The 12,893-nt window shown below is 38.2% G+C and carries 10 protein-coding genes and 4 tRNA genes; 6 read left to right on the plus strand and 8 right to left on the minus strand.

Annotated features, from left to right (window positions below; all coding sequences use genetic code 11):
* Positions 1-374: 374 nt before the first annotated feature.
* From FIM66_RS05985 to FIM66_RS06020, 8 genes are all read right to left on the minus strand, one after another.
* Positions 375-1,754 (minus strand): MFS transporter, encoded by a 1,380-nt coding sequence (locus FIM66_RS05985; protein WP_140600214.1) that lies wholly within the window; start codon positions 1,752-1,754, stop codon positions 375-377.
* Between the two features lie 264 nt (positions 1,755-2,018).
* Positions 2,019-3,719, minus strand: a complete 1,701-nt coding sequence (locus tag FIM66_RS05990; RefSeq protein WP_140548932.1) for a DUF262 domain-containing protein — start codon at positions 3,717-3,719, stop codon at positions 2,019-2,021.
* 67 nt (positions 3,720-3,786) lie between these two features.
* Positions 3,787-4,500, minus strand: coding sequence for an amino acid ABC transporter permease (locus tag FIM66_RS05995; RefSeq protein WP_140548936.1), 714 nt, complete (start codon positions 4,498-4,500; stop codon positions 3,787-3,789).
* The gene (locus tag FIM66_RS06000) at positions 4,484-5,254 is read right to left on the minus strand and encodes an amino acid ABC transporter substrate-binding protein (protein ID WP_140600215.1); all 771 of its coding nucleotides are present in this window, start codon (positions 5,252-5,254) and stop codon (positions 4,484-4,486) included. Before FIM66_RS06000 ends, FIM66_RS05995 begins: the two co-directional genes overlap by 17 nt.
* A 67-nt stretch (positions 5,255-5,321) precedes the next feature.
* On the minus strand, positions 5,322-6,455 hold the full coding sequence (alr, locus tag FIM66_RS06005) for an alanine racemase (RefSeq protein ID WP_140548928.1): 1,134 nt from the start codon (positions 6,453-6,455) through the stop codon (positions 5,322-5,324).
* Between the two features lie 6 nt (positions 6,456-6,461).
* Positions 6,462-7,814 carry an alanine/glycine:cation symporter family protein gene (locus tag FIM66_RS06010; RefSeq protein WP_140600216.1) on the minus strand — a complete coding sequence of 451 codons (1,353 nt, stop codon included), beginning with the start codon at positions 7,812-7,814 and terminating at the stop codon, positions 6,462-6,464.
* Positions 7,815-7,854: 40 nt separating this feature from the next.
* A complete protein-coding gene (locus tag FIM66_RS06015) occupies positions 7,855-9,087 on the minus strand; it encodes an NAD(P)/FAD-dependent oxidoreductase (RefSeq protein WP_140548924.1) in 1,233 nt (410 codons plus the stop codon).
* A gap of 21 nt (positions 9,088-9,108) precedes the next feature.
* Positions 9,109-9,486, minus strand: a complete 378-nt coding sequence (locus FIM66_RS06020; RefSeq protein ID WP_000665793.1) for a RidA family protein — start codon at positions 9,484-9,486, stop codon at positions 9,109-9,111.
* 389 nt (positions 9,487-9,875) lie between these two features.
* Here FIM66_RS06020 and FIM66_RS06025 point away from each other — a divergent pair.
* The 6 genes from FIM66_RS06025 to FIM66_RS06050 all read left to right on the plus strand — a co-directional run bounded on the left by FIM66_RS06025 (position 9,876) and on the right by FIM66_RS06050 (position 12,630).
* Positions 9,876-9,950: transfer RNA gene (locus FIM66_RS06025), tRNA-Gly, on the plus strand.
* 41 nt (positions 9,951-9,991) lie between these two features.
* Positions 9,992-10,078: transfer RNA gene (locus FIM66_RS06030), tRNA-Leu, on the plus strand.
* Positions 10,079-10,130: 52 nt separating this feature from the next.
* Positions 10,131-10,205, plus strand: a tRNA-Cys gene (locus tag FIM66_RS06035).
* Between the two features lie 47 nt (positions 10,206-10,252).
* Positions 10,253-10,340: transfer RNA gene (locus FIM66_RS06040), tRNA-Ser, on the plus strand.
* A 125-nt stretch (positions 10,341-10,465) separates the two neighbouring features.
* On the plus strand, positions 10,466-11,956 hold the full coding sequence (locus tag FIM66_RS06045) for a Na+/H+ antiporter NhaC family protein (RefSeq protein WP_140600217.1): 1,491 nt from the start codon (positions 10,466-10,468) through the stop codon (positions 11,954-11,956).
* Positions 11,957-12,267: 311 nt separating this feature from the next.
* Positions 12,268-12,630: a hypothetical protein gene (locus tag FIM66_RS06050; RefSeq protein WP_014536165.1), complete on the plus strand. Its 363-nt coding sequence runs from the start codon at positions 12,268-12,270 to the stop codon at positions 12,628-12,630.
* The last annotated feature ends 263 nt before the right edge of the window (positions 12,631-12,893 follow it).

Here is a 12,893-nt window from a genome sequence, read left to right on the forward strand (position 1 = left end):
TTAGCATTCCTTTGATCCAAAGAAAAGCCAGCGTCGTTTCTAGCGGTGATGGTTACACAAACTCTCTTGTTTTTAATGAAGGGGCTAGCCATTTTAAAGTGTTTTTTAATTATGGGTGGGTGTTTTAGGGCGTGAAAATATTAGAGAGCTTGATTTTAATCAAGCGATAATCTCATTGCGATGCGCTCCATAGGGATCTGCAGAGGGGAATATAATATCATCTCACCCCCTTAAGAGTTTTACAACAAAATAAAATCTAAAACAACAAGTTTAAAAATCTTTGCAAAAATCTTTGAAGGTTAAAAATCTCATCATCACCAAAATTCACCAACGCTATCGGCTAAGTTTTGATTGAATGACTCAAAGGTTTGCGCTCATGTTATGGGCGATTTGTGTTTGGGGTTAGATTTGTTGTAAATTGGTGCCATTAAAAGCGATGCAATAAAGGCAATTAAAGAAACTATGAGAATATAAAAGCTTAGACCATAACTTTGCAAGCTTTCAGGCGCTGCTATAGCTTTTGCGTTTAACCAGCTTGAAAGTTGAGGGGTAAAGCCAGCGGTTATAGCATAGGCTATATTATAGGCAAAGGAAATCCCGCTAAAACGGATTTTGGCGCTAAACACATCGCTCATGAAAATGGGGCAAAAATTCATAATACCTGCGCAAAAACAAGCTAAAAAGTATAAAACTATGGTATTGACTAAACTTGGCGCATTAGAATAAAATTCTTTGAAGAATAAAAAGCCAAAAAAGGCAAAGGCTACACTAAAAGCCATGCAAACTTTGTGCGGTTTGATTTTATCGGCCAAAAACCCGGTTAAAATAATAGAACTTACAATACCAACAAGTCCTAAAATTTGAAAATAGGTTTTTTCAAAAGGAGTGAAATGAAAATTAGGATGCGTAAGGGTAAAATTGGGAACAAAAAGGATAAAAATCAAAATACAAGCGGTTAAAACCCAAGTGATAAGCATGGAGATTAATATGCCAAAGCGAGAGTTTTTAAACACCTCTTTAAGCGGGAATTTGACTAAGGCATCGTCTTGCTTCATTTGCTGAAAAACAGGAGTTTCTTCTAAAAAGCGCCTCAAATACACAGAAATGATACCAAAAATCCCTCCAAGCCCAAAGGCAACCCTCCAAGCCCAATCTTCAACAACAGGCTTGTCAAAAACCATGTAAATCCCTATATAAACCAAACTCCCAAGCAAAATCCCAGAAACTACAGAAGCGGTTAAAAAACCAATATAAGTGTTTTTTTGGCCTTGCGGAGCATGTTCATGGACAAAAACCCAAGCACCAGGCAATTCACCACCCACAGCAACGCCTTGACAAATCCTAACAAACACCAAAAAAACAGGAGCTATATAACCAAGATAATGAGCGTTTTTTAGGCTAAGTCCCATGCTATCAACGCCAAAACCCACCAAATGATTAAAAGTTGGCATCAAAGCGAGCGCAAAGGTTGGGATTACCATCAATAAAATAGAGAGCATGAACATGTTTTTACGACCGAATCTATCCCCAAAGTGGGCCATCACTATGCCGCCAAGCGGGCGTGCCAGATAACCTGCAGCAAAGATACCATAAGTGTTGATTTCAGACCAAATAGGGCTGAGGGTGTTTGGGAAAAAGTGCTTGGCAATGATGCTTGTAAAAAATACAAAGATAATAAAATCGTAAAACTCTAAAGTCCCGCCAAGCGAAGACAATCCTAAGGTTCTTATCTCTTTTTTGCCTAAATGTTTTATTGATTATCCTTTCACTAAGGCTATCGCCCTATTTTAAATTTTTCATTTTGAAACTAAGATAGATAAGATTGATTTTATATAACTACCTTACACCTTAAGGGCATTTTTTAGATAACAAGCATTAAATGAAATTTTATTATCGCTCAAAAAGTGAATCATTTTATCTTTTTTCTCATTAAGCATCACTTAAAAGGATTTAAATTTTGTTTTACCCGTTTTGTCAAAACGCTTACTTGATTGTATCAGCTACGAAAACACCCCCTATTAAGACTGGGGTAATAACACTTCCTTTAATCTTTCAATGATAGCTTCTTCTCTTTTCTTACGAAATTCCTTTATATTTTCCCATTCTAATTTTAGTTTAGGGTCAATATAATTTCTTTTTTTATATTCTTCTATGGCTTGCTCATTTTTACATTCTTCTTTGAGCCACGCTTCAGGGTCTTTATCCTTTTTGGCGCTGTTTTCTTGGCCTTCTAAAAGCTGGAGGTTGTATAAATGATTCCCACACTCATAGAAATCTTTATCCAATTTTTTATTTTCCTTTTTAAACTTGGACTTTGGATAAATATGGTCTATATGAAAAGTGGTGGTTTTGTAGTTCAGGTTTGGGTATAAGATTTGTAAAATAGGAAAGACCCTAGCATCGCTACTAGAATATATCATGTCTTCTATAGCATCGTTAGTGATTTTTAAAGGCCATGTTTGGTGTTTGGCTAAATTGTGGTTGAATGCTTCAAAAGTGCGAGCTTCTTTGATGCTATGAGCTATGGCGCTTAATTTTGTATCCGTTGAAGGAGTAAAATAACTCGTGATTTGAGCGTTGCGGACAAATTTTAGGGCTTGTTCTTCATTGTTTTTATCCATTTTTGAATTTAAAAAATAAAAATAGGCCAAACTGGATAAAATATAAGCTGAACCCAAATATTTTACATAACCAAAATTTTCTAATAGTTTTGCAGCGTTATAAATGCTTTCTGTAATCTTTTCCCATTTGTCTTCAATCTCTTTGATATTTTTTTTATTGAAATTTTTTAATTCAAAAGTAGTGTCTTTACCAATGAGAAGCAAGCAGGTTTTTAGCACTTGGTCTTGCCCCACATTTGAAAAGCCTTTGTCTTTTAAAGCATCCACTAGCTCATTCATTTTTTCTCTAATATCGCTTGAAAAGCTTGCTGTCAAAATAGACATCAATAAATCAGAATAGCTTAACTTGACCCCGCCGCTATTGACACGGATAAAGATATTTAAAACTTTATTAAGATTTTTTTCTGTTTCTTCAAAAAATGAAATGAGTTGTTTGTCGTGAAAAGCTTTGTTTAGTGTTTCTAGTAATTCCAATTCATCACCTTTTAAACCATGTTCTTGCACATAATTCCAAACACTTTTTAATTCCAAAATATCCCCCACCTTAAACCAAAAATGATTTTTATCGTTTTCAGGCGTTTTGGCATGGAATTCAAATTGGTAATTGTCTTCGGGTTTGTCCATGTTTGGTTGGTGTTTTAAATTCAAATACAAACGCTTCTCTTCATAAGCGTTAGGGTTGTTGATTTTAGCGTTCTTTTTCTTAAGCGTTCTAGTGCCTTTAAGCCCGATATAAAGCGAGGTTAAACGCTGTTGGCCATCTAGGACAATATACAAATCATCACGCCTGATTTCTTCAATATGGATTTTTTCATTGTGAGGCTTTCGCTCATCGTAGTTTGTAATGAATTGATAGAGTTGGAAATTGAGTTTATCGCTATCTTGTTCGTCGCTTTTGGCTATATCCTCCTTTTGTAATTTCCAAAATAAAAAAGAGCCGATAGGATAGCCCCTAAGAATGGAATCAAAAAGTTGCTCTATCTTTTTTTCATCGGCTTTTTTGAGCCACACATACTCACGCTGAATGTTGGGCAAAAAATAAACAACATTCAATTCATCTACCACTTCTTTAATGCTCTTATCCAAAAACACACCCATGCAAATTTCCTTATTTTTATTCAGGCTGTATTATAATCAAATATTAAAGAGATTAGATTGAACCAACTTAATTTAAAATTTTTTCCACGCGCTTTTGGATCACTTCTAAAACCAAGCAAAAAAGCCAGTAAATCAAAGCGGCTTCCAAGTAAATAGGCAAAAAGTCATAGCTGGCGTTCGCTTTTTGCTGCGCGATTCTAAAAACCTCTGCGATAGTTACCACAGAAGCTAAAGAAGTTTCTTTAAAAAGGCTGATGAAAGTGTTACTCAGGCTTGGCGTGGCGACTTTGAGCGCTTGAAAAAAGATGACATGCCAAAAGGTTTGCAAGTAATTCAACCCCAAACTCAAGCTTGAATCCCATTGATCTTTAGGGACAGAAAGAAAGCTCGCTCTTAAAGTCTCTGAAGCGTATGCCCCCACATTAAAGGAAAACGCAATAATGCCTGCTGGGATTGGATCAATATAGACCCCAAGGGCGGGCAAACCATAAAACACCACCACAATTTGGACCAATAAAGGCGTGCCTCTAATGAGCGAGACATAGAAATTCACGCCCATTAATAAAGCCCTATGAATGAAATGCTTAGGAGGTGCGATTTTAATGAGAGCCACCACAATAGCAATCAATAAGCCCAAAATAAAGGAGATAACCGCTAAAGGCAAAGAAATGCAAAAAGCGGCTTTTAGCATGGGGTAGAAAGCCTCTAATAATAATTCCAAACGCTCCTTGCTCAAATCTAAAGATTCAAAAAACAAAGACAGGTTATGGCTGGCTGACATCTTTTCCAAAAAATTGTTCGCCTAAGCGTTTTAAAACCCCTTTATTGATCAATCTTTGCATCGCCTGGTTGATAAGCTCTAAGGCTTTTTCTTGGTGCTTGTTAATAACAAAGGAAGCACCCCCATCTTTTTCTTTGGACTCCCATGCGATTTTAAAGGGGTTATCTTTGTGGGTGTTAAGGTAGTTTAAGATCGCTAAAGAACTATTTAAAGTGAAATCGGCTCGTTTTTGTGCCACTAATAACAAGGCTTGCGCCATAGAATCCACCGAAACGATTTGAGCGTCGTATTTAAAAGCGATTTCCCCATAAGTGGAGCTTAAAGTGTTAGCCGCTCTCAAACCCTTAATGTCTTTAATATCTTTAATGCGGTTTTCATCTTTTCTAACTAACATGATCGTGCCTGAATAGCTATAAGGCAAGCTTTTATCAAAAGTTGCTTGGCGTTTTTTAGTCGTCAAACTCACTTGGTTAGCGACCATATCAAAACGCCCTGATTTCAAACCTGTCAGCATGATATCCCATGAAGTTTCGTGGAATTTGATTTTCACGCCAAGCTCTTTAGCCAACTCCCTAGCCACTTCCACATCATAGCCGGTGAGCTTGCCCTCTTTATTATGGTAAGTGAAAGGGGGGTAAATGCCTTCTGTGCCAACGCTGATCGTTTCTTTATTGACAAGTTTTTCATACAAGCTAGAAGCGTCCAAAAAACCCCAAAAAAAGCTTATTACCAATAAAAATAAAACTTTTTTCATTTTATATTTTAATCCTAAATTTTTTCAAGCATTCTAACACAAAATAAAAATTTTGCATGGTTTGATTTTAGATATAAACACGCTCCAAGCGTTTGGATAGGGTGCTGATAGTTTCATAAGCAATGGTGTTTAAAAGCGCAGCAATCTCGCTTGCGTCATTAGCCTTAGCGCTTTTATCCCCAAACAAAATGACCTCATCGCCCTCTTTGGCTTGAATATTATTGAGTTTGACAAAACACTGATCCATGCACACCTTGCCAATAAGGGGGGCTAATTGGTTATTGATTACTACTTGAATGCGATTGCCTAAGGCGCGCATTAACCCGTCTGCATACCCTAGAGCTAAAACACCCACTAAAGTCTCTTCATTGGTATAAAAATGCTCACCATAGCCAATAAATTCGCCTTTTTTAACGCTTCTGATTTGAACGATTTGAGCTTTTAAACTGATAACATTTTTTAAAATGGTTGGGCATGATTCTTTCATTTCATTAGAGGGGTAAAAACCATAGAGCATGATCCCTGGGCGATAGAGATTTAACAAACGATTTTCATTCCCATTACACAAAGAAAGGATACCGGCGGAATTATAGGCATGGCGGTATTGAAACTCTATTTTTTGATCTAAAAGCTGCTCTAAAAAAGCGTTAAAGGCTTTCATTTGGTTTTTAGCATGGGTTTTAATCTTAGCATCAGCGTTGCTTAAATGCGTGAATATCCCCTCTATTTCCAAGCCTTTTAAAGCGCGGATTTTTTTAATGGTTTCTATGCTTTTAAAATTAGGCTCTAAGCCCAAGCGGTGCATGCCGGTATCAATTTTGAGATGAATTTTTAAGCGTTTTTGAGATTTTAAAGCCATTTGAGAAAAAACTTCTGCTTGTTCAAGGCTAAAAACCATAGCACTCAAATCGTTATCAACCAGCATGGAAGCGTTAGCGTTAGGGCTATAACCTAAGATCAAAATGGGGGTTTTAGAAAAATGAGAGCGCAATTCTAAAGCTTCATCTAAGGCCGCTACCCCTAAATAATTAGCCCCTTCTTGTAAAAAAATTTCACTCGCTTTAATTGCACCTGCCCCATAAGCGTTCGCCTTGACAACCGCCATGATGTGGGCGTCTTTAGGGACAATGCTTTTGACTGCGCTAAAATTATGCCTTAAAGAAGCGGTATCCACTTCTACAAAACTCGCCCTTTTTAACATGTCATTTTACTTGTTAGAATGCTTGCTAAAATACCAACGAGTTTCAGAATACACCACTTTATGCAATAAAATCAAAGCGATTAAATTAGGGATAGCCATAAGCCCGTTAGAAAAATCCGCTAAATTCCACACAAAATCAATTTTAGCCATAGCCCCCACCATCACGCTCGCTAAAAAGATCAAGCGGTAATATTTCACTTTTTTTTCACCAAAGGCGTATTCAGTGCATTTTTCCCCATAATAAGCCCAACCAATGATCGTAGAGTAGGCAAAAAAGATCATGGTCAAAAAAATCACCACCGTCCCCAATGAGCCTAGAAAATACTCCGTGCTTTTTAAAGTGAGCAAATTAGCACTTAATTTTTCCCCATTAGGGAGCAAGGTGTTGTATTCTGGCGCCATTAAAATCACGCTCGCTGTTGCCGAACACACTATTAAGGTTACAATAAAGGTTTGGAGCATGGACACTAAGGCTTGGCGCACCGGGTGGCGCGTTTGAGCGCTTGCAGCAATAATGGCTGAGCTCCCCAACCCCGCTTCATTAGAATACAACCCCCTAGCCACGCCCGTTTTTATCATCGTCGCTACCAACGCACCGCTCGCTCCGCCCACAACGGGTTTAGGGTTAAAGGCTTCTTCAAAAATGAGTTTGATCGCTTGAAGGGCTAAATCAAAATGGCTGACAATAATATAAATGATAGCGATCAAATATAAAAGCACCATCACAGGAGCTAAGTAAGAAGTGAATTTACCAATGGATTTAATCCCCCCTATGACAATGAAAGCGGTTAAAATCGTGAGCAATAAGCCTGAAACCCAAGTGGGCAAGTTCGCTTGTTCGCTCAAAATGGAAGAAACCGCATTAGATTGCGTCATGTTACCGGTGCCAATGCTTGCAATAATCGTAAAAATCGCAAACGCCATGGCGAGTTTGGGCATGTTAAGGCCGTTTTTGATATAATACATAGGCCCTCCGTTGTATCCAAACGCCCCCTTTTCCCTGTATTTCACCGCTAAAATCCCCTCAGAATACTTAGTCGCCATGCCAACAAGCCCAGTAACCCACATCCAAAACACCGCTCCTGGCCCTGCAATGCTGATAGCAGTCGCTACGCCTACGATACTCCCAATGCCTACAGTCGCCCCTAAAGAGAGCATGAGAGCGGAAAATTGCGAAATGTCGCCCTTGGATTGGGACTCTTTGTCAAAAAGGATTTTAATCGCATAAAGAATTTTACTGAATTGCAAACCCCTAAGATAGAAGGTTAAAAACACGCCGGTGCCTACTAATAAAATTTGCATGGGAATCCCCCACACCAAATTAGATAACAAACGCACCACCGAATCGATCGTTTCCATAAAAACTCCTTAATAAACTAGGGTTTAAAAAAGAAATTCCTTAATCCCTAAAAAATGCAGAAAAAAGCATAATATCGGCATTTTTTTCATTCGCTCCGTCTTGGCTTAAATCAGCGATGATTTTACCAATGGCCGGGCCAAAAGTGATGCCAAGCCACCCCAGCCCTGTCGCATGGATTAAGTTTTTATAGCGTTTGTCAAACCCTAAATAAGGAATATCATTAGGGGTTAAGGGTCTGAAACCGCACCACTCTATGGCGTCTTTCATTTCAAAAGGCTGCGTGAAAGCGGCTAAATTCTTTTTCATGTTAGCGATTTGCTCTTTATCAATGAGGGCGTTGTTGGTGTTTAATTCTAATTTAGAGGTGATCCTAACAGTGTCTCTTCGTGGGGTCATTGCCATGAAAATATCCGCAAACAAAGAAGAGGTTTTGGGTTTTAATTCTTCAGGCATTTTAAAAGTGATGCTATAACCTTTAGCCCCCATCATTAAAAAATCGTTCTTGGTTTTTTTAATGAGAGTGGGGTTAGCCCCGGTGGCCAGAATGATTTTTTCTGCTTGGATTTTTTCCTTATGCGTGATGACGCCCTCAATAAGGTTGTTTTTAAACTCAAAATCAACAACCTCTTCATTATAAAGAAACTCCACGCCTGCGTTTTGTAGATATTTTTGTAAAGAGCGCATCACTTCGCCCGGATCCACATGCGCGTTTTCGGTTAAAAGCACACTCCCGCAGATATTGTCATTAACAATGGGCATGTATTCTTTGGTCTCTTTGGCACTAAGGATTTTATAAGCGCCGCTGTTATCGCAAGTTTTAAGCTTTTTTTCAAAACTTTCTTCTAGAGTGTAGATCATTAAAAGCCCGTCTTCTTTATACCAAAAATCCATGCCGTCTTTTAGCATTTGATGATACGCATCAATACTCAGCCACCCGTAGCGTTCAAACAACGCCATGGTGCGATGCGTGGATTTGGCGTTCGCGCTTGTCATAAACTTTAAAATCCATTGATAGAGCTTTAAATTAAGCCCAAAATGGAATTTTAAAGGGGCTTGGTTTTTGAGCATGAGTTTTAGGGTGTCTAACACCACACCAGGGCATGAGAGCGGGGCTTTTTTAAACGCAGAAATGAGCCCAGCATTCCCAAAAGAAGTGCCGTTTGCACCATCGCTTTTTTCAATCACGCAAACCTTATGCCCTAATTTATGCATAGAATACGCGCAAGAAAGCCCTACAATCCCACCGCCTATTACCACGACTTCTTTTTTCATGCTGATAGTCCCTTTAATAAATTACTTAATGGCTATCGCTTCAATTTCTACTAAAGCGTCTTTAGGCAGTTTAGCCACTTGAAAGGTCGCTCTGGCCGGATAAGGCTCTTTAAAATAACTCCCATAGATTTCATTCACCACCGAAAAATCGTCTAAACTTTTTAATAAAATAGTCGTTTTAACCACGCTATCCATCCCTAACCCTGCTTCTTTTAAAATCGCTTTGATATTTTCCATGGATTGCGTGGTTTGAGAATGAATGTCCGCGCCTTTAAATTCGCCGGTGCTCGCATCAATGCCCAATTGCCCAGAGACAAAAACAAGATCGTTAGTAGCGATAGCTTGAGAATAAGGGCCTATCGCTTTTGGGGCTAGCGTTGAATGGATGACTTCTTTCATGATTGAAACTCCTATGATGATGTGTTATGTCAGCTATTATTATGCAATCAAATTAAAAAGAAATAAAAAATGAGCGCAAAACGCCATGAATTTTCATCTTATTATAAGGTATTGTATATTTTTTACCCATATTTAGAAATTCTTAAACGGGTTTGATTTGAATTTTAGGTTTTGTTGTCATCAATTTTAAAAGCTACCACTCGCTTGCAAGCCCTTTTATTATGGCTTATTTTACAAAATGCCTTTGAGCATTTTTACAGACACTCATTGCCACTAAAAGAGGGCAAAGCCACAACCTGTTTTTAAAAGAGAATTGGAAATTTGGACAAAACCTTGACTTTTATTATTGAGTTTAGATACAATAATAATTGTCTTTTTGAATAAAGAGTGCGGGAATAGCTCAGTGGTAGAGCACGACCTTGCCAAGGTCGGGGCCGCGGGTTCGATCCCCGTTTCCCGCTCCATATTTTGATTTAACTTCTAGAGCATGGTTTCTATTTAGTTTGCCCAGGTGGTGGAATTGGTAGACACAAGGGACTTAAAATCCCTCGGTAGCAATACCGTGCCGGTTCAAGTCCGGCTTTGGGCACCATTTTTCAAATTGAGCGTGATTTTATTTTTTAATACGCTAGTGTTAAATTTAAGGCGACATAGCCAAGTGGTAAGGCATGGGTCTGCAAAACCTTGATTCCCCGGTTCGAATCCGGGTGTCGCCTCCATATTGTAGTCATTTAGGGACTTTTGTAAGGGACTTTTATGAAAATAGCGGGAGATGGCTGAGTGGTTGAAAGCGGCGGTCTTGAAAACCGTTGAGGGTCATGCCTCCGGGGGTTCGAATCCCTCTCTCCCGGCCACTTGATTAAAATCTTTTAAGCGATTTGTTTTGGCAAATTCATCTCTTCTTTTAACAAAGAATTTTGTGAATATTGATTGTCTCTTTTAATTGAAATTTAAAGATTAGTTTAAAGGATTTTATTCGGTGGGATTGTCAGCATCAAGCCTCATTGTTCCTCTTAGCGTTATTTTGATGGTGGTTTTCACTAAACGAGTCGCGCTCTCGTTGTTTGTGGGCATTTTAGTGAGCGCTGTTTTAATGCATTCGTTACACCTTTCTTACATCGTAGAATATGCCTATATCAAGATCACTTCCGTTTTTTACACTTACGAGCCAGAAAAAGGGCTTCATTTCAATCTTTCCAATCTCTATGTTTTTGGGTTTTTAATCTTTTTAGGCGTCTTAAGCCAGGTGATTTTAAAATCCGGTAGCGTGCAGAACTTTGTCAAAAAAGCTAAAAAATACTCTAAAAACGCTAAAACCCCCGAATTTATCGCTTTTTTTTCAGGCATTATTATTTTTGTAGATGATTATTTTAACGCCCTAACCGTGGGGCAAATCTCAAAATCTTTAAACGACGCTCATAACTCCACACGAGAACGCCTAGCTTATATTATAGACTCCACTTCAGCGCCGGTGTGCTTATTAGTCCCCATTTCTAGCTGGGGGGCATATATCATGGGGATCATGAATAACGACAGCTCGCCCTTATTAAAAGATAGTTTTTCGGTGCTTGTGCAAAGCTTAAGCAGTAATTATTATGCGATTTTTGCGCTCATTGCAGTCTTTCTCACCATTCTATGGCAAATCAACCTCCCTAGCATGAGAAAGTATCAAAACATAGGCGTGAAGGATTTTTATAGCGAACAAGAAGAAAACTCTTCAAAACTAGCCCCCTTAAGCCTGTTACCCCTTTCTATTTTATTATTGATTGTGTCCATTTCATCATTGATTTTTTATACAGGAGTGGTCTTAAAAAACACTGATGCGAGTTTTTCGCTCTTTTATGGGGGGCTGTTTTCGCTCATTATCACCTATCTTTTAGCTTATAAGTTTTTAGAAAAAGGGAGTTTTTTTAAACTCATGTTGGATGGCTTTAAGAGTGTGGGGCCGGCGATATTAGTCTTAACGCTCGCTTGGGCTATTGGGCCTGTGATCAGAGATGACGCTCAAACAGGGCTTTACTTGGCCCACATCAGCAAGGGGTTTTTAAATAGCGGGGGAGGCGCGTATATGCCTTTAATTTTTTTTTTAATTTCTGGGTTCATCGCTTTTTCTACCGGCACAAGCTGGGGAGCGTTTGCGATCATGCTGCCCATTGGAGCGGGCATGGCCAATGAAAGCGATATTATTTTGATTGTTTCAGCGATCCTCTCAGGCGCGGTTTATGGCGATCACACAAGCCCCATTTCTGACACGACTATACTATCGGCTACGGGGGCAGGGTGTTCGGTGCAAAGCCATTTCATCACGCAACTCCCTTATGCGACTATTGCGATGCTTTGCAGCGCGGTGAGTTTGGGGGTGGCAAGTTTTATGCATTCGCGCTCGCTCGCTCTTTTAATCGGTGTGGCTTTGCTTGTGGGGGTGTTTTATCTTTTAAAAAAATTTTATGGTGAAAATCTAAAAACTTGAATATTGATTGAAGAAGCTTAAAAATCCCATTTTTTAAAATTAAAATAAGGTTTCAGCGATCCCTATTGGATTAAAAAAGAGTCTTATTCCATTATCAATCATTAAAAAAAGTTATTCAAAAATAACCATCAATTATAAAAATCTCCACAAATCTCTAAAGAGTAACGCTTTTTAAAAAAATACATTTTTTTTAATTTTTTAATCAATCGTTAAGGTGTTTTAAGTTAAATTTCCTTATCTGTTAAACATACGGATAATGTTATATCTTAAGGAAAGAAAATAGGGTTAGGACACTAATAAGTTTAGGGATTTTGTTAAGCGTTTTGAATGGCGATGATCTGAGATTGTATTCAAAACCTTTAGTCTATTCGGCTGGAAGTGGGATTATTGGGATTGATATTGACAAACGGACATTCTATAAACGAGCATTCGCTTTCACGATGAAATCGTTGTTCGGTGAAAACTTGCTTTTGTTTGTCAAATTAAAGCATTCTGCGTTGACGAGCAAACACATGAAAGGGCCTTTGGAAAACCGCCACCATCATTCTTTCACTAAAAATTATGAAAAGGCGATCAATGGTTGCCAAAAGTACTTCCATATCAAATTGCCTGAAGGTGCTCCTAGCAACTTCAAATCAGGCTCATACATGGCCACTATGGTGGTGCGTTTTTAAAGCGTTATTTGGGGTATTCTTTAATACCCTTATCATCTTTTAAAATATCATCTTTCAAAAGCACAAATTTATTTTTTAGCCTTTTTTTAAATCTTCTTAAAACTCTTTTGTTGTATTGATTGAGCAAAGTATTTTTAAAATATGGATAAAATTCATAGAAGAAAAATAAAAAGGCTCTGTTTTCATCAAATACGGGTTACTAAAACTTTTTATGGTGGGTTAAAGCGTATTTTTGGCTAGTTGTTTATTTTAGGATTAGTTTC

Source organism: Helicobacter pylori (assembly GCF_006439795.1).
Classification (GTDB): domain Bacteria; phylum Campylobacterota; class Campylobacteria; order Campylobacterales; family Helicobacteraceae; genus Helicobacter; species Helicobacter pylori_CR.